Origin of the sequence: Muricoccus vinaceus, assembly GCF_042433125.1 — a bacterium.
Lineage (GTDB): Bacteria > Pseudomonadota > Alphaproteobacteria > Acetobacterales > Acetobacteraceae > Roseomonas > Roseomonas vinacea.
The window spans coordinates 44,258-60,501 of sequence record NZ_JBHLVZ010000113.1 but is presented as its reverse complement, the minus strand read 5'-3'; the positions used below and the strand labels follow the sequence as shown (position 1 = coordinate 60,501).

The 16,244-nt window shown below is 73.3% G+C and carries 16 protein-coding genes; 2 read left to right on the top strand and 14 right to left on the bottom strand.

The annotated features are described in order from the left end of the window. Positions 1–25 precede the first annotated feature (25 nt). From ACFFIC_RS28510 to ACFFIC_RS28500, 3 genes are all read right to left on the bottom strand, one after another. On the bottom strand, positions 26–865 hold the full coding sequence (locus tag ACFFIC_RS28510; RefSeq protein WP_377056846.1) for an ABC transporter ATP-binding protein: 840 nt from the start codon (positions 863–865) through the stop codon (positions 26–28). A 182-nt stretch (positions 866–1,047) separates the two neighbouring features. Further along, on the bottom strand, positions 1,048–2,049 hold the full coding sequence (locus ACFFIC_RS28505; protein WP_377056844.1) for a Bug family tripartite tricarboxylate transporter substrate binding protein: 1,002 nt from the start codon (positions 2,047–2,049) through the stop codon (positions 1,048–1,050). A gap of 94 nt (positions 2,050–2,143) precedes the next feature. Further along, the gene (locus tag ACFFIC_RS28500) at positions 2,144–2,956 is read right to left on the bottom strand and encodes an IclR family transcriptional regulator (protein ID WP_377056842.1); all 813 of its coding nucleotides are present in this window, start codon (positions 2,954–2,956) and stop codon (positions 2,144–2,146) included. An 85-nt stretch (positions 2,957–3,041) separates the two neighbouring features. Between ACFFIC_RS28500 and ACFFIC_RS28495 the strand changes: the two genes are divergently transcribed. Next, the gene (locus tag ACFFIC_RS28495; RefSeq protein ID WP_377056840.1) at positions 3,042–4,007 is read left to right on the top strand and encodes a cupin domain-containing protein; all 966 of its coding nucleotides are present in this window, start codon (positions 3,042–3,044) and stop codon (positions 4,005–4,007) included. Between the two features lie 90 nt (positions 4,008–4,097). On the opposite strand, the gene ACFFIC_RS28490 is transcribed toward ACFFIC_RS28495, so the two are convergent. Both ACFFIC_RS28490 and ACFFIC_RS28485 read right to left on the bottom strand, forming a co-directional pair. Beyond that, the gene (locus ACFFIC_RS28490; protein ID WP_377056838.1) at positions 4,098–4,952 is read right to left on the bottom strand and encodes a fumarylacetoacetate hydrolase family protein; all 855 of its coding nucleotides are present in this window, start codon (positions 4,950–4,952) and stop codon (positions 4,098–4,100) included. A gap of 295 nt (positions 4,953–5,247) precedes the next feature. Further along, the gene (locus ACFFIC_RS28485) at positions 5,248–5,448 is read right to left on the bottom strand and encodes a hypothetical protein (RefSeq protein WP_377056836.1); all 201 of its coding nucleotides are present in this window, start codon (positions 5,446–5,448) and stop codon (positions 5,248–5,250) included. Between the two features lie 357 nt (positions 5,449–5,805). On the opposite strand from ACFFIC_RS28485, the gene ACFFIC_RS28480 reads away from it, so the two are divergent. Then, a complete protein-coding gene (locus ACFFIC_RS28480; RefSeq protein ID WP_377056834.1) occupies positions 5,806–6,597 on the top strand; it encodes a DUF2189 domain-containing protein in 792 nt (263 codons plus the stop codon). A gap of 57 nt (positions 6,598–6,654) precedes the next feature. On the opposite strand, the gene ACFFIC_RS28475 is transcribed toward ACFFIC_RS28480, so the two are convergent. The 9 genes from ACFFIC_RS28475 to hemA are packed head-to-tail and all read right to left on the bottom strand — an operon-like array spanning position 6,655 to position 16,215. Then, positions 6,655–6,831, bottom strand: a complete 177-nt coding sequence (locus ACFFIC_RS28475; RefSeq protein ID WP_377056832.1) for a hypothetical protein — start codon at positions 6,829–6,831, stop codon at positions 6,655–6,657. Positions 6,832–6,853: 22 nt separating this feature from the next. Then, the gene (locus ACFFIC_RS28470; RefSeq protein WP_377056830.1) at positions 6,854–7,270 is read right to left on the bottom strand and encodes a hypothetical protein; all 417 of its coding nucleotides are present in this window, start codon (positions 7,268–7,270) and stop codon (positions 6,854–6,856) included. Positions 7,271–7,315: 45 nt separating this feature from the next. Next, positions 7,316–8,437: a phytoene/squalene synthase family protein gene (locus ACFFIC_RS28465; RefSeq protein ID WP_377056828.1), complete on the bottom strand. Its 1,122-nt coding sequence runs from the start codon at positions 8,435–8,437 to the stop codon at positions 7,316–7,318. After that, positions 8,418–9,944 (bottom strand): phytoene desaturase family protein, encoded by a 1,527-nt coding sequence (gene crtI, locus ACFFIC_RS28460; RefSeq protein WP_377056826.1) that lies wholly within the window; start codon positions 9,942–9,944, stop codon positions 8,418–8,420. Before crtI ends, ACFFIC_RS28465 begins: the two co-directional genes overlap by 20 nt. 21 nt (positions 9,945–9,965) lie before the next feature. Then, complete coding sequence (locus ACFFIC_RS28455; RefSeq protein WP_377056824.1) at positions 9,966–11,306, bottom strand: DUF3422 family protein; 1,341 nt, start codon at positions 11,304–11,306, stop codon at positions 9,966–9,968. Beyond that, positions 11,293–12,177 (bottom strand): alpha/beta fold hydrolase BchO, encoded by an 885-nt coding sequence (gene bchO, locus ACFFIC_RS28450; protein WP_377056822.1) that lies wholly within the window; start codon positions 12,175–12,177, stop codon positions 11,293–11,295. Before bchO ends, ACFFIC_RS28455 begins: the two co-directional genes overlap by 14 nt. Next, positions 12,174–13,919: a magnesium chelatase subunit D gene (locus tag ACFFIC_RS28445; RefSeq protein ID WP_377056820.1), complete on the bottom strand. Its 1,746-nt coding sequence runs from the start codon at positions 13,917–13,919 to the stop codon at positions 12,174–12,176. Before ACFFIC_RS28445 ends, bchO begins: the two co-directional genes overlap by 4 nt. Then, positions 13,916–15,004, bottom strand: a complete 1,089-nt coding sequence (gene bchI / locus ACFFIC_RS28440; RefSeq protein ID WP_377056818.1) for a magnesium chelatase ATPase subunit I — start codon at positions 15,002–15,004, stop codon at positions 13,916–13,918. Before bchI ends, ACFFIC_RS28445 begins: the two co-directional genes overlap by 4 nt. Further along, on the bottom strand, positions 15,004–16,215 hold the full coding sequence (gene hemA, locus ACFFIC_RS28435; RefSeq protein WP_377056816.1) for a 5-aminolevulinate synthase: 1,212 nt from the start codon (positions 16,213–16,215) through the stop codon (positions 15,004–15,006). Before hemA ends, bchI begins: the two co-directional genes overlap by 1 nt. Positions 16,216–16,244: the final 29 nt, after the last annotated feature.

Genomic DNA, 16,244 nt, shown 5'->3' with positions numbered 1-16,244 from the left:
TGCGGTTGGTTGGCGGGCGTCGCGCTCATTCCTCGCGCTCGGCGAGATGGAGCGACTGGAAAAGGTGGCTCATCGCTTCGCGGGCACGGGGAAGCGCCTGACGGGCGATGGGGTCGTCGCGATGCGGCAGGTCGAGGACGATCTCCTCCACGATGCGGCCGGGGCGCTCGCTCATCACCAGGATGCGGTCGGACATGGCGACGGCCTCGGCGAGGTCGTGGGTGATGAGCAGCGCGGTGACGCCGGAATCGTGGATGGTGCGGGCAAAGGAGCGCTGGAGGAGAAGCTTCGTCTGGGCGTCGAGCGCGGAGAAGGGCTCGTCCAGCAGCACCACGTCCGGCTCGATGGCCAGCGTGCGCGCGAGGGCGGCGCGCTGGCGCATGCCGCCGGAGAGCTGGAAGGGATAATGGTTCGCGAAGTCCGAGAGGCGGCAGCGGGCGAGTTCCCGCAGCGCGCGCTCGCGCCGCTGGGCACGGCTCAGCGCGCGGGCCTCGAGGCCGAATTCCACGTTGCGGACGATGCTGCGCCAGGGAAGCAGCAGGTCCTTCTGGAGCATGAAGCCGACATGCTTGTTGGGGCCGGTCACCGCCTCGCCCGAAAGGGTGACGCGGCCCGCGCTCGGGCGGTCCAGCCCGGCCGTCATGTTCAGCACGGTGCTCTTGCCGCAGCCCGAGGGGCCGACAATGGAGACGAACTCGCCTTTCGCGACGCCGAAGGAAAGATCCTGCACCGCCGTGAAGGGGGTGGCGGTGCGCGTGGCGAAGCGCCTGGTGACGCCCTCGAAGGACAGCACCTCCGCGGCGGCGGTCCGGGGAACCGGAGCAGGCACGATCGTCAGCTCGGCAGGGAGGGCGCTCTGGGACACAGGTGCATCCATCCGTTCAAATATGAACTAGGTGTTCATGATTTGAAGCATCCTGCGGGCGCCCTCCCCCGTCAAAGGCTTTTTTCGGCGCGAGCCGGTGAATATCCGCCGCGCGCTGCGCCTGCGCCTGTTGTGCAGGCACGGCTGCGTCCCCTTTGTGCATCGTGGCGGCGGCCCCGTGCTCAGAGGCCGGACTGGATGTTCCTGCTGCGGATCACCTCGGCCCAGGTTGCTGTTTCCCGGCGGATGCGCGTGCCGAACTCCACGAGGCCCTCGTCCGTGATGGTCAGGCCCTGGGCCCGGAGGCTCGCCGCCGTGGCGGCGGCGTGGAGCACGGCGCGGATGGCCGCGTGGATCGCGGCCAGCGTTTCGGCCGGCGTGGCGCGTGGCGCCAGCAGGCCGTACCAGGAGGTGATATCGAAGCCCGCGACGCCGAGTTCCTCCAGCGTCGGGATCTCCGGCGCGGTGGGCGAGCGGGTGGCGGTGGTGAGCGCCAGGGCGCGCACCTGCCCGCCACGGATGGCGGCGAGCACGGCCGGCAGGTTGGTGAAGAGAAGCTGCACGTTGCCCGCGACCACGTCGGTCAGAGCCTGGCTGGAGCCGCGGTAGGGAACGTGCAGCATGGGAATGCCGGCGCGCTGCGACAGCAGTTCCCCCGCCAGGTGGAGTTGGCTGCCCACGCCAGGGGAAGCGTAGGTGACACCCTCCGGGCGCGACTTCGCGTAGGCGACCAGTTCCGCGATGCTGCGGACGGGCAGGTTCGGCGCGCAGACGAGCACGTTGGGTGCCGTGGCGAGCAGGCTGACGGGCGCGAAGTCGCGCTCGACGTCAAAGGTCAGGTTGTTCATCAGGGTCGGGTTGATGGTCAGGTTACCGGCGGGCACCAGCAACAGCGTGTGTCCGTCCGGCGCGGCACGGCGCACGGCGTCGATGCCGATGTTGCCCTGCGCGCCCGTGCGGTTGTCCACCACGGCGGCCTGTCCGCTGCCCGCCTGGATGCCCTGGGCGATGACGCGGGCGAGGACGTCCACGGGCCCGCCGGGGGTGAAGGGGGCGACGATGGTGACGGGGCGCCCGGGCCAGGCTTCCGCGGCGGCGGTGCGGCCGGCCCGGAGGGCCACGGAGGCGGCCAGGCCGAGGGAGAGCGCGGCGCGCCGTGTCGGGCGACGATCATGTGGGGGCATGGTGGTTCCTTGTTCGGCGCGGCCCGGCAGCGCAGCCGGGTGTCCGGGATGCAGGCAAGCGGCACGCCCGGGATGGCCGGCGCTGCCCGGCCGGTCATGCCGCGGCCGCCGTTCCGGTGAAGCCCAGCGCCAGGGAGATGCGTGCGGCGGCGGCGGAGACCTCCTCCGCCAGCGGGCCGCGCAACTCCTCCTCCGAGGTCAGCAGGGCGACGGTGGAAAGGTTGATCGCCGCCACCGTGGCACCGGTGACGTCGCGCAGGGGGGCGGCGACGCTGGCCACGCCGGCCTCGAACCCCGCGACATGGGCGGCAAAGCCCGCAGCGCGGTCGCGCTCGGCCTGGGCAAGGAGGGCCGGGAGCGTGGTGGGGGTGCTGGCGCCGTGGGCGGTCAGCTCGGTGCCGGCGTAAAGGGCGCGGAGGTCCGCGGGAGCCAGGGCGGCCAGGAGAACCCGCCCCATGGTGGTCGCGTGGGCGGGCAGACGCGTGCCGACCTGCACCACGCTGGAAAGGGACCGGCGGGTGGGTAGGCGGGCGAGGTAGACCACCTCCCTCCCCTCCAGCACGCCGAGATGGGCGGACCAGCCGCTGCGGTCGCGCAGGGATTCGAGGTGGGAAAGGGCGACTTCGACGAGATCCCGGGAGGCGAGGTAGCCGTAGCCGAGGCGGAGCACCTGCGGACCCAGTGCATAGGTGCGGGTGCGGGCGTCGTAGGTGAGAAAGCCGAGCTGGTCGAGCGTGTAGGCAATGCGGAACACGGCGGAGCGGGTGACGCCGACGGCCTGGCCCATCTCGGTCAGCGTCATGCGGCGGCGCTCGGCGGTGAAGGCGCGCAGCACCTCCAGCCCGCGCGCCAGGCCGGGGACCAGGTAGCGGTCCTCGGACGCGGATGGATCGGCTTGTTTGCCCATAAAACGTCGTATAGCGGCCAAAATGGCGTGCTGGTAGGGGAAAGTGCGTCGGCGGTGAGCCGGCGCTTCAGCCGGAGGGCTCCGCATGAACGTTATGTCCCCTGTTCGCCCGGGCCACGGCCAGCCCGGTCTGGAAGCCGAGCTTCGCGCCCATGTCGGGCGCCATGTGGACAAGGTGTTCGACTGGGACGCCTTCCCGAGCAACCGCGGCTTCGCCGACCTGGAGCGGGCGCAGATGCGCTACATCGGTGCGGGCGGATCTCCGAAGGTCGGCGATGCTTCCACGCTGAAGCCGGAGCACTTCACGGTCAGCCTGATCTACAAGCACGTGGGCAAGTACGCGGCCTGCCACGCGCACGAGATAGAGGAAAGCTTTCTGATCATCGACGGCGTGCTGACGGTGGGATGGGAGCAGGAGGGCGAGGTGGTGGAGGTCCGCCTCGGGCCGAAGGACATGATCCTGAACGCGCGGGACATCGGCCACGGCTTCCGCAACGACGGGATCGAGCCGGTGCTGATGAGCATCAGCGTGGATGTCGGCAAGCCGCTGCCGCCACGCTACCTGTACCACCCCAAGAACACGGCGCCGGAGCTGGTGCGGAGCTTCGGGGCGGCACCGGGCAAGACCATCCCCTTCGACGCGCGTGGCGAGCACCCGCTTCAGAGACACATGGCGCGCTTCGTGATCCGCCATTCGGAGCAGCCGACCCTGTGGGATCCGGCGGGCTTCACGCGCAAGGTCTATGTCGGTCCGGGCGGCATTGAATCCGACACCTGCCGCAAGGAGATGCTGGGCGTGCCGGTGGGTGCGGGCGTGCGGCCCTATGTCCGCGACGTGGAGGACGCCTTCCTGGTGCTGGAGGGCAGCCTGACGGTGGGATGGGAGGATGAGGCGGGGCAGTCGGTGGAGGTCGAGCTGGGGCCGCGGGACCTCGTGATGAATCCGGCCGGGCGCCGGCACTGGTTCCGCAACAACGGCGCAGGGCCCGTGACGGTGTGGCAGGTGGTGGGCACGGCGGAGCCGGAAACGGTTCGCTTCGAGGCCGCCTGAGCGAAAGGCGGCCCGGCCCTCCCGGGTCGGGCCGCCCTCGCGTTCAGCCGCCGCCGGCCAGGATGATCCTGCCGGCCGGCGCGCGGACCGTCAGGCGGCGGCTTCTTCGACCACGGGGTTCCGAAGGATGCCGATGCCGGAAATCTCCACCTCGGCGACGTCGCCGGGCTTCATCCAGAGCGGGGGCGTGCGCTTCATGCCGACGCCGCCCGGGGTGCCCGTGACGATGACGTCGCCGGGCAGCAGGGGCAGGATGGCCGAGACATAAGCCAGGATCTGCGGGATCGGGGTGATCAGCAGATCCGTTGTCGTGTGCTGCACCACCTGCCCGTTGAGACGGGTTTCCAGCGTCAGCTTCGAGGGATCGGGTATCTCATCCGCGGTCACGAGCCAGGGGCCGAAGCCGCCGGTGCTGGCGAAGGTCTTGCCGGCGGTGAACTGCGTGGTGTGCCGCTGCCAGTCGCGGATGCTGCCTTCGTTGTAGCAGGAGTAGCCGGCGACGTGGCGCAGGGCGTCCTCGGGCTTGATGTGGCGGCCGCCGGTGCCGATCACCAGCGCCAGCTCGCCCTCGTAGTCGAAGTCGGTGGACACGCGGGGGCGCACCAACGGCTGGCCGTGACCGACCTGGCTCGCGGGGAAGCGCGCGAAGAATGCGGGGTTGGGGGTCTGCGCACGGCCGGTCTCGGCGACGTGGTCGAGATAGTTGAGGCCGATGCAGATGATCTTGTCGGGGTCGGGTATGACCGGCAGAAGCTTCAGGCTGTCGAAGGGCATTTTCGGCGCGGCCTTGGCGGCGGCCTCCACCTCGGCCAGCAGGCCCGCGGCGAGAAGGCCGCGGAGGCTGGAGGCGCGGCCGGCGAAGGCGCCGGTCAGGTCGGCAACCTGCTCGCCTTGCACCAGGCCGAAGCCCGGGCCCTTGGTGGTCTCAAAGGAAACAAGCTTCATCGGTCGGTCCTCCTGGTCGTCGGGGCGCGCCGGCCTGCGCCCGCAGATCGTCGGGGTTCGGCGCCTGGCCGCAGCCGCCACCGGCACGGCATCAGGGCCGCAAGGCGGTCCGGACGGTCGTGCGGGAGGCAAGCGGCGTGGCTGGGCGCTTCACGGCGCGGGAGCGTAACCCGATATCGCCGCTCGGCAGAAATCCAGCCCCGAGGGGTGGCCCGGCGGCTGCCAGAGCCGACGTCCCGTCAGGATCTGGCGGTCAGGCCCGGCGTGATCGAGAGGGGCGAGGGCGACGCCGCCATCAGCCGCCGGCGATGCCCTCGATGACGATGCCGGTTCCGCCACAGCTCGGGCACTCCGCGCCCGACATCCTGCCGCTGCCCTGGCACTCCGGGCAGACGTTCTCGCCGGTTCCGGGCGTGCCGGGCGGGGCGTCGTCGCCGGGATTCAAGCGTTCGGTGCCCTTGTCGCCGGACGGCGTGCCTGCGTTGGCGTCGGACATGAGACCTCCCGGGGTTTGTGCGGCTGCAAGGCCGGTGGCGTGGGAACGTCGGGCCGGGCCGGGGCGTTGCGTGCGGGACGGCCCGACTGTTCCCGGCGGCTGGCGCGCCGGTCCCGGTGGAGCGACCACAGCTCCCACAGGCAGAGCGCGATCACCAGGCCGAAGATCAGCCCCACCTCGATCAGCCCGGCGTGTTCCAACCCCGCCTCCTTACACGCTTGCGTGACACGCCTACGAAAACCCGCCGCACCCTGCCAGTTGCGATAGCGTCAGGTTCCGATGGCGGCCAGCCAAGGGCCGTGCCTCGGGATCGCCGCGACAAGGCCGACGCAGATGCGGCCGCAGGATGGCACGACCATGGTCCAGTTTTCGACACCCGTTACCCAGATCCACGCCGAGGCCGAGCCAAGGGTGCGCCAGATCGGCATGTCGGATGTCTGGGATTCCCTCGCGCAGGGCTGGCGCGATTTCCTCGAGTTCCCGACGCAGCTTATCTTTCTCGCGATCATCTACCCGGTGTTCGGGCTTGTGCTCGGCTTCGCGGCCGCGGGTGGCGACATGCTGTCGCTGATATGGCCGTTGACCGCCGGCTTCGCGCTGCTCGGGCCGCTCGCCGCCCTCGGCATCTACGAAATGAGCCGGCGGCGCGAGCGGGGACTTCCCGTCCATTGGGCGAACGGCTTCGACGTGTTCCGTTCCGCCGGGATCGGCTCGATCATCGGGGTCGGCATCGTGCTGCTCGCGCTGTTCGTGGCCTGGATCGCGACGGCGCACTGGATCTACCAGACCACCATCGGCCCGGCGCAGCCCGGTTCGTTGTCGGATCTCTGGCGGCTGGCCACCGGAACGCCCGAGGGCAGGCGGCTGATGCTCATGGGCAACCTCGCGGGGTTCGTCTTCGCCGTGGTGGCGCTGGCCGTCAGCGTGGTGTCCCTCCCGCTGCTGCTGGAACGCGACGTGGGGCCGGTCTCGGCGATCCGCACCTCGGTGCGCGCCGTCGCCGCGAACCCCGGCCCGATGGCGCTGTGGGGCTTCGTGGTCGCCGTGCTGCTGTTCGCGGGATCCATCCCGCTCTTTGTCGGGCTGGCCATTGTCATGCCCGTGCTCGGACACGCGACCTGGCATCTTTACCGCAAGGTCGTGGCCTGATCCGACAGGATGGGGAGACGAGGACTGCGATCCCCGTCTCCCCCCGTTCTCGCGTTGTCAGGGCGGTGTGTTGCGCGGCGTGTCGGAGTCCGGCGGTGGATGGCTGACATGCCCGTGCTCGCCGCGCGCGGCGCGGCTTCGCTTGATCGCGCGCCACTGCCAGAGGCCCACCGCCAGCGCCGCAAGCAGCGTGAAGGCAAACAGCCAGAAGATGAGGTTGTTCGACGAGCCCATCGGATGCGCCTCCGCGCCAGGGTTAACGATCTAAACCGCCGGCCGGCCGGTGCGGTTGCCCTTCGCGGGCCGGCTGTGCCGGGGAATTCACGGGCACCCCGCGGATGCTGGCGCTGTCGGGCAAGCGGTACCTGCCCTTTGCCTTCACCCAGGTGCCGTAGGCAACAAGCAGCGCGACAAAGCCCGCGAGGTCGAGCAGGGAGAACACGCCCCCGCCGCCGGTCAGCCAGAAGGCCAGCGCCACCTGCCCACCCGCCACGGCCAGGCCGAAGACGACGACCGAGGGGCCGAGATCGGCCATGAGGACGAGGGAGGGATGAAGGGGCGGCGGTTGCTGCCCCGCCCTGGCCGCCTCGGCCGCCCGCCGGCGCCGTTCCAGGGCCGACCAGAAGAAACAGGCCGCCGCCGCCAGCAGGACCACGCCCATCACGTGCCGCATGGCCTGTCCTCCTGCCCGATCCGCCGCCAGGCCCCTTCCCTTTCCTCAGCGCACGGCATCGCGCGACCATCCCGGCCTTGCGCCACCGGGCGGCCAGGCCTGCCGCAGGCCACGGTCGCGCCGGTCGAGGCGCTCGAACAGGTCAAGCAGCCAGAGCAGCCGGGCACGGAGGTCCCACCAAGCCGCGCCGCACGGGCGCGCCGGCGCCGCGGCGACGGCGCTGTTCTGCGCGGCCTCCACCAGGAAGCGCATCTCGGGAAGCGCCTCGGGGCCGTTCTGCGCCGGGCGAGAGGCCTTTGCGGGCAAACCGGCGCCCAGGCTGGCTGCGACGAGCGCCATCTTCCGGCGGCCGCGCACCACGGCGCGGATGGTGACGCTGTCATGGCCATGGCGTTCCACCTCCCGCCCGATCTCGGCATAAACGGCGGCTGCCGCGGCGATGGCGGGGCGGCAGCCCGGTGGCAGCAGCGCGACGCCCTGGCGCCCGCGCGCGTAGAGGATCGTGGCCTCGTCCAGCAGCCGGCGGATGACGCCGCGCAGGGCTTCGCCGGGCACGGGCCGCGCGAGCCAGTCCTCGGGATCGATCCCGGCTTCGCGCATCCAGGAAAGGGGGAGGTAGAGGCGGCCGGCCGCGGCGTCCTCGCCAACGTCGCGGGCGATGTTGGTCAGTTGCATGGCCGCGCCGAGATCGCAGGCGCGGGCCAGGGCCTCGGCGCCGCGCGCGCCCATCACCAGCGACATCATGGCGCCGACGGAGCCCGCCACGCGGGCGGCATAGGCGCGGAGCGCGGGCAGGTCCTCGAAGCGGCGCCCCTCGGCGTCCCAGGCGAGCCCCTCGACCAGGGCCTCCGGCAGGGCGCGCGGAATGGCGTGGCGGGCGATGGTGCGGGCGAAGGCCCGGTCCACCGGATGCGGCAGAGGCGTGCCGGCATAGGCGAAGGCCAGGCGTTCCCGCGTGCGGGCAAGGCCTGCCCTGGCATCGCCGATGTCCACGGCATCGTCGGCGCTGCGGCAGAAGGCATAGAGCGCTGAGGCGGGAAGGCGCACGCGGGCGGGCAGCAGCAGGGAGGCCGCGTGGAAGGAACGCGAGCCGTGGCGCAGCAGCTCGCGGCAGGCGGCGAGGTCCGCGCGCGCCGCGGCGGAATCGTCAGACCAGCGCGTCGGCATGGGGCACCACCGTGTCGAGGACGCGGGCGGAGGAGAGCACGCCGGGGACGCCCGCGCCGGGATGCGTGCCGGCGCCGACGAGGAAGAGGTTGGGCACGCCGCCGCTGCGGTTGTGCGGGCGGAACCAGGCGCTTTGCCAGAGCACCGGTTCGAGGCCGAAGCCCGAGCCTTGCGTCGCCAGGAGCCGTGACTGGAAATCGAGCGGGGTCGCGACGCGGGAGGTGACGATCTCGCGTTCGAAGCCCGGCAGGACCGTTTCGGAAAGACGCCTCGCGACGGCGCGGCGATAGGGCTCCGCCTCCTTTTCCCAGTCGGTGCCGCCGGAAAGGTTCGGAACGGGGGAAAGGACGTAGAAGCTGTCGTGGCCCGGCGGCGCCATGGAAGGGTCGCTGGCGCCGGGGCGGTGCAGGTAGAGGCTGAAATCCTCCGACAGCACCTTGCGGGCAAAGATGTCGCGCAGCAGGCCGCGGTAGCGCGGGCCGAGCAGGATGGTGTGGTGGCCCACCGCCGGGAAACGGCGGCGCGTGCCGAAGTACCAGACGAAGAGGCCCATGGACTGCCGGGCGCGCCCGGCCCGTCGGTGGGACCAGCGCGGCTCCGCGCCCTCCGGCAACAGGTGGCGGTAGGTGAAGGTGGCGTCGGCGTTGGAGACGACGATGCTGGCGCGGATATGCTCCCCGCTGCGCAGGCGCACGCCGGTGGCGCGGCCCTGTTCCAGCGTGATCCGCGACACCTCTGCGCCGCAGCGGAGCGTGCCGCCCTGGCCCTCGATGAGGCTGGCCAGGCCTTCCACGACGCGCCCCATGCCGCCCATGGGCCAATGCACCCCCCAGCGCTGCTCCAGTGCGGGGATCAGCGCGTAGAGGCCGCTGGCGGTGAAGGGATTGCCGCCGATCAGGAGCGGGTGAAAGGAAAAGACGGTGCGGAGCCGTTCGTCGCGGAAGAAGCGGGCGGCGAGGCGGTGGACGCTGCCGAGGCCGCCGAGGCGGAGCAGCGCCGGGGCAACGCGCAGCATGTCGGACACGCGGCCGAAGGGAAGATGGCCCAGTTGCTCGAAGCCGATGCGGCAGGCCTCGGCGCTGTGGGCCATGAAGCGGTCGAAGCCGCCGAGGTCGGACGGGCAAAGGCGCGACACCTCGGCGCGCATGGCGGCGCGGTCGCCGGAGTAGTCGAAGGTTTCGCCGTCGTGGAAGCGGATGCGGTAGAAGGGGGAGACGGGGCGGAGGTCGATGCTGTCGGCCATCCGCCTGCCGCAGAGTTGCCAGAGTTCCTCCAGCAGGAAGGGGGCGGTGACGATGGTGGGACCGGCGTCAAAGGTGAAGCCGTCCTGGTGGTGGGTGAAGGCGCGCCCGCCCGGGGCTTCCAGCCGCTCCAGCACCGTCACGCGGTAGCCGCGGGCGCCGAGGCGGATGGCGGCCGCGAGGCCGCCGAGGCCGGCACCGATGACGACGGCATGCGGCCGTCCCGGGCGCAGGGCCGCCGGCGCGAGGTCCGTCAACGCGTCCATGCGGGCGCCCTTTCCTCTTGCTCAGGCATCGGCCCTGCCCCGCCCGAGCGTGATGTGGCGGCGGGAGCGGTGCAGGCCCCAGGCGACGAGCAGCGCGACCACGGGCACGGCCGCCGCCGTCACCGCCGCGGGCGACAGGCCCAGGCGCGCCGGGCCCAGCCCGTTCGCGACCTGCCCGATCAGGCCCACGACGTAGTAGGTGATCGCCGCGACCGAGAGGCCCTCCACCGTCTGCTGGAGGCGGAGCTGCATGCGCGCGCGGCGATCCATGGAGGCCAGGACGGCGAGGGACTGTTCTTCCCGTGTCAGTTCCACGCGGGTGGACAGAAGCTGGGTCGCGCGCGCGACGCGGCGGGACAGCGCCTCGTGCCGCGCCGTGACGGAGGCGCAGGTGGCCATGGCGGGCGCGAGGCGCCGTTCGACGAATTCGTCGAAGGTGGCGAAGCCCTCGATCCGGCGCTCGCGCAGCTCGGCGATGCGGCGGCGGATCAGGTCGTAATAGGCAGCGGAGGCGCTGAAGCGGTGCAGGTGCGCCGCCTCCTCCGCCTCGATCGCGGCGGCAAGCGCGGTGAGGCGGCCGAGCAGCGCGGCCTCGTCCTGCGGGCGCGCGTGGCCGAGGATGGCGGCGATCCCGGCCAGTTCCCGCTCCCGCGCGTGGAGGAAGGGGGCGAGGTTGCGCGCCAGCGGAAAGGCGAGAAGGGCGAGCAGGCGGTAGGTCTCGATCTCCAGCAGGCGCTGAGCGGTGCGGCCGGCCTGGGCGGCGGTCATGGCATGGTCCAGCAACAGCACGCGGGAAAAGCCGTCAGGCCCGATGCGGAAGTCCGTGAAGGCGGCGCCGCGGCCTTCCAGCACATGGCCGCCGATGGCCTCACTGCCCGGGAAATGGCGCGCGGCGAGGACGGTCTCCGCGACGCCCGCCCCGGCTCCGCCGTCAGCGGCCTCCCCCGCGCGGCGGAGGGCAAGGTGGACGGCGACGAGGAGTTGACCCGGAAGGGCGGGCAGCCAGCCCGGCGGAAGGGCCGTCGCGGCATGCCGCTCGAAGGCCGGGGCCTCCGGCCGGGCGCGGACGGAGACCGCGAGGCGGGAGAACTCCGTGTGGCGTTCCCAGCGCAGGTGAAAGCGGCCGAAATCCCCGGCGTAGTGGTCCGCGCCCTCCTCCGGCGGCGGGGCGCCGGACGACCGGGCGAGGTCGCGGATCGCGGCGAGGACGCCGTCCCGCGCGTCCTGCTCGCCGAGGAGGGCGATGTAGGAGATGTCGAGCGGCGCCGAGAGCGGGGCGGAAGGGCGCGCATGGGCCTCGTCGTTCAGGGCGAGGCGCTGCGGGTGCGCGGGCGGCAGGAGAAGGGCGTCAGGCGGCTGCACGGCCACCCTCCGCGAGGTCCAGGATCAGCCGGGCGGTTTCCTCCGGGCTTTCCTCGTGGGCGAGGTGGCCGAGGCCGGGCATGGTGATGATGCGGGCGGCGGGAAGCACGGCGCGCACGCGCTCGGCCTCCGACGGCGGGATGGCGCGGTCGTTGGCGCCGACCACCAGGACGAGCCGGGCCTTGAGGCCGGGCAGGTCGCGCAGGAGGGGGCGCAGATCCCAGGACGCCATCATGCCCAGCGCCGAGGCGAGGTGCGATGGCTTGCGGAGCAGGCTGGCGTAGAACTCCACCCCTTCGGCGGAGATGGCGGAGCCGGTGTCGCGCAGCAGGCGGGAGGCGACGTTGCGGTTGCCCGCGCCCCAGGCGAAGAGCTGCGGCACGAAGGGCAGGCCGGCCAGCAGGCGGGCGGTGCGGGTGAAGAAGTCGGCGTTCTCCCGGCCCATGGGGGAAAGGGCGCCGTTCAGGGCGACCACGAGGCGGGGGGCGATGGCGCCGTCCAGCACGAGGCGGAGGGCCACGGCGGCGCCCGCGGAATGGGCGGCGACCACCTCCGGGCGCAGGCCCAGCGTGTCCAGCAGGGCGCGGATGGCGGCGGCCATGCCGGCCAGGGTGAGGCCCTGCGGGCTGGGGGGGGCGGTGAAGCCGTGCCCGGGAAGGTCGGGCGCGACCACGGTGAAGTGGCGGGCCAGCGCGGGCATGAGGTCGCGCCAGGAATGGGTGGCGGCGGCGGTGCCGTGGAGCAGCAGGACCACCGGCCCCTGCCCCATCACCTGGACGTGCCAGCGCAGCCCGGCGGCGGACACGAAGCGGCTGCTCGCGCGGTTGGGCCAGTCGCGGCCCTCCTTCTCCCAGGCGGGGCGGTCGCTCACCGGGTCTGCCCCCTGGCGGCGCGCACCGTGCCGGACAGCGCGGCGGCGCCCGCATGGGGAAGCGGGACGTAGCGGGCACCCATTCCCTCGGCGAGGCGGGCGGCGACGGGCTGGGGGCGCGGCGCGGTGTCCACGAGAAGGGCGGCGATGCCGAGGGCGCGGAGGCCCCGGGCGGCGGCCGTGGCGTCCTCCGTCGCGCGCGCGCGGCCGGCGGTTCCGTCGCGGGCGATGTTGGCCTGGCCGTCGGTCAGCAGAACGACCAGCGGGGTGCGGCCGGCGCGGCGCTCGGAGGCGGCGAGAGCCACGGCGGCGTCGATGCCCGAGGCCACCGGGGTGGGGCCGCCGCCGGGAAGGCCGGCCAGTCCCCGCCTGGCGCGGGTGAGCGAGGTGGTGGGCGGCAGCAGCAGGGTGGCGGCGGTGCCGCGGAAGGCGATCACCGCCACGCGGTCGCGCCGGGCGTAGCAATCGGCCAGCAGCAGCTCCACCGCGCCCTTGGCCTCCGCGAGGCGGTGCAGGGCGGAGGAGCCGGAGGCGTCCACGGCGAAGATGGCGGTGGTTTCCGTGCGCTGGCGGAAGCGGGTGAGGCGCAGGTCCTCCTTTCTCAGCAGGAGGCCGGGCACGTCCGAGGTGCGGCGGCGGAGCGCCTGCCAGGGGGCGGCGGCCCGGAGGGTTTCCACCAGGCTGATGCGCGCGCCCGGGCGAAGCTCGCCGGGGGCGGTGCCGATGGGCTGGCCGCGGCGGGCGGCGCGGCGGGGCTGGCCGCTGCGCCCGGCGGCACCGGGGCCGCGGGAGGCGGCGGCGAAGGGCATGGCCGCGAGAAGGCCGGGCGGAATGGCGGCGCGGGCCGCGGCGACGACGGATTCAGCCAGGGCGCCGGTGGCCTCGTTCTCCTCCCCGATGGCGTCCTGCGGTTCCGCGCCGTCCTGCTCCGGGGCGGGCTCAGGCGGCGTGGCCTCGGCGGTGGGGAGCGCGCGGGGGGCGAGCACGAGGGCGGCCGCCATCGTGGCATCGGCGGCGGTGACATCCTCGCGCCCCCCCAGCGCGGCCAGGGCGCGGGCGGCGCGGAGCGCCATGAGCGGCGGGCGGAGGGAGGCGATGCCGAGCTGGGCGGCGGCCTTGCAGAGGGCCTCGGCCACGACGGCGGCGGCGCGCACATGCGGCAGCAGGGCACGGGCGGCGGCGATCGCGGCGGGGCTATGCGGCGGGTCGTCCAGCGGGCCGGCGATGCCCTCCAGCGCGACGGGAAGGGCGAGGCGCTCGGTGAGGGCGGCGGGAGGGCGTTCGTCCGCCAGGCCCTCGTCCAGCGCCACGGCGCCGATGCGGGCGGGCAGCCGGCGGGCGAGGCCGTCGCGTTCCAGCGCCACGGCGCCGGTGTCGAGCACGGCGGCGATGCGGGCGGCGGCGCCCGGCTCCAGCCGCTCAACCATGGCGAGCACGACGATGCCGCCGTCGCATTCGGCGAGCACGCCGCGCTCCACCACCGGGCGGCCGGCAAGCAGGGTGGCGCCGAGGTCCAAACCGCCGAGGACGCGGCTGTCGGGGGCATTGGCCGGGAGGCGGCGCAGGGGGAGTTCGGGCGGGAGGCGTTCGCGCAGGATGGCGAGCCAGCGGTCGCGCAGGGGCCCGGGCCGGGCGCGCAGCCAGGCGCCGCCCAGGCCGGCCGGGTCCACGGCGAGCAGGCAGGCGGCCAGGGCGGCATCCGCCCAGGAAGGGGCTTCGGCCGAGGCGGCGGGATCGTTCACGCGCCGAACACCTCCTCCATCGCGCGCTCCACGCGGGTGGTCGCCACCGCCTCGTCCAGCGCGTTGCGGCGCAGGCGGTGGCGGAGGGCGGCGGGGGCCATGCGGCGGAGATGCGCGCGCGTGACCCCTGGCTCGGCCTCCAGCGCGGCCAGGGCGCGGGCGGCACGGATGAGGGTGAGTTCGCCGCGGAGGCCGTCGGTGCCGAGGGCGATGCAGAGGCGGGCGGCGTCCTCGATGGCGGCGTCGGGGACGGCCGTGCCCTCCAGCCGGGCGCGCGCGGCGACGATGCGGGCGCGGAGCGCGGCCTCCTCGGCGCCCCAGGCGGCGGCGATCCCCTCGGGGTCGCGGTCGAAGGCGTCGCGGCGCTTGACGACCTCGACCCGGGCGCGGAGGTCTGTGGGGGTGCGGACCTCCACGGCCAGCCCGAAGCGGTCCAGCAGCTGCGGGCGGAGGTCGCCTTCCTCGGGATTGCCGCTGCCGACGAGAACGAACCGGGCGGGGTGGCGGATGCTGATGCCTTCCCGTTCCACCACGTTCTCGCCGGAGGCAGCGACGTCCAGCAGGAGGTCCACGATGTGGTCCTCCAGCAGGTTCACCTCGTCCACGTAGAGGAAGCCGCGATGGGCGCGGGCGAGCAGGCCGGGCTCGAAGGCCTTCACGCCGCTGGCCAGCGCCCGCTCGATGTCGAGCGCGCCCACCACGCGGTCCTCCGTGGCGCCGAGGGGGAGGTCCACCACGGGGACGGCGACGGTGACGGCGCGGATGGCGCCCGCCCGGCAGGCGGCGCAGAGGGCGGCGGGGCGGGCGGGGTCGCAGTGGTAGGGGCAGCCCGCCACCGCCATCATGGGCGGCAGCAGGGCGGCGAGCGCGCGCACGGCGGTGGACTTGCCGGTGCCGCGGTCCCCGAGGGCGAGGACGCCGCCGATGCCGGGATCGACGGCGGAGAGCAGCAGGGCGTCCCGCAGCTCGTCCTGGCCCACGATCGCGGAGAAGGGGAACACGGCGCGCGCGGGCGGCGTCGCCGGTGGGGGCGGGCGCGCCCGGCGGGGGCGCCCCTTGGGAAGGCGCTCGGCGAAGCCGTCCATCACGCGGCGCGCCGCAGGCTGAAGGCGCCCCAGATCCCGGCGAGCGCGCCCACGAGGTGGTCGATGTCGGCGTCGGCGTGGAGCGGCGAGGGCGTGAGGCGCAGGCGCTCCGTGCCGCGCGGCACGGTGGGGTAGTTGATGGGCTGGACGTAGATGCCGTGGTCCTCCAGCAGCACGTCGCTGATGCGCTTGCAGGCGACGGGATCGCCGACCATCACGGGCACGATGTGGCTGGGATTCGGCAGGTGCGGCACGCCCGCCCGGTCCAGACCGGCGCGGAGACGGGCGACGCGGTCGTGCATGCGCGCGCGCTCGGCGCCGCTGGCGCGGAGGTGGCGGATGCTGGCCAGCGCGCCGGCCGCGACGTGCGGGGGGAGCGACGTCGTGAAGATGAAGCCGGAGGCGAAGGAGCGCACGAAGTCGCACATGGCGGCGGAGCCGGCGATGTAGCCGCCCATGGTGCCGAAGGCCTTGGCGAGCGTGCCCTCGATCACCGTCAAGCGGTGCGACAGTTCCTCCCGTTCGGCGATGCCGCCGCCGGTCGGGCCGTAGAGGCCGACGGCGTGGACCTCGTCGAGATAGGTCATGGCGCCGAACTCGTCGGCCACGTCGCAGATCTCGGCGATGGGGGCGATGTCGCCGTCCATGGAGTAGACGGATTCGAAGGCGATGAGCTTCGGCCGGGACGGGTCGATCGCGGCAAGACGGCGGGCGAGATCCTTGGGGTCGTTGTGCGCGAAGATCTGCACCTCGGCGCGGCTGTGGCGGATGCCCTCGATCATGGAGGCGTGGTTCAGCGCGTCGGACAGCACCACGCAGCCCGGCATCCGCCCGGCCAGGGTGGAGAGCGAGGCCCAATTGGACATGAACCCGGAGTTGAACAGCAGCGCGGATTCGGTGCCGTGCAGGGCGGCGAGCTCGCGTTCCAGCATGACGTGGTTGTGGTTGGTGCCGGCGATGTTGCGCGTGCCGCCCGCCCCTGCCCCGCAGGCGTCGAGCGCCGCGTGCATCGCGCCGATCACCACCGGGTGCTGGCCCATGCCGAGATAATCGTTGGAGCACCAGACCGTGACGTCGGATTGCGTGCCGTCGTGGTGGTGGGCGGCGGAGGGGAAGCGTCCGGCGCGGCGCTCGAGGTCCGCGAAGACGCGGTAGCGGCCCTCGCGGCGGAGCCCGTCGATCTGGCGGCGGAAGAAGCTCTCGTGGTCCATGTGCGTCCCCTACCCTTCTCACCTGCGGC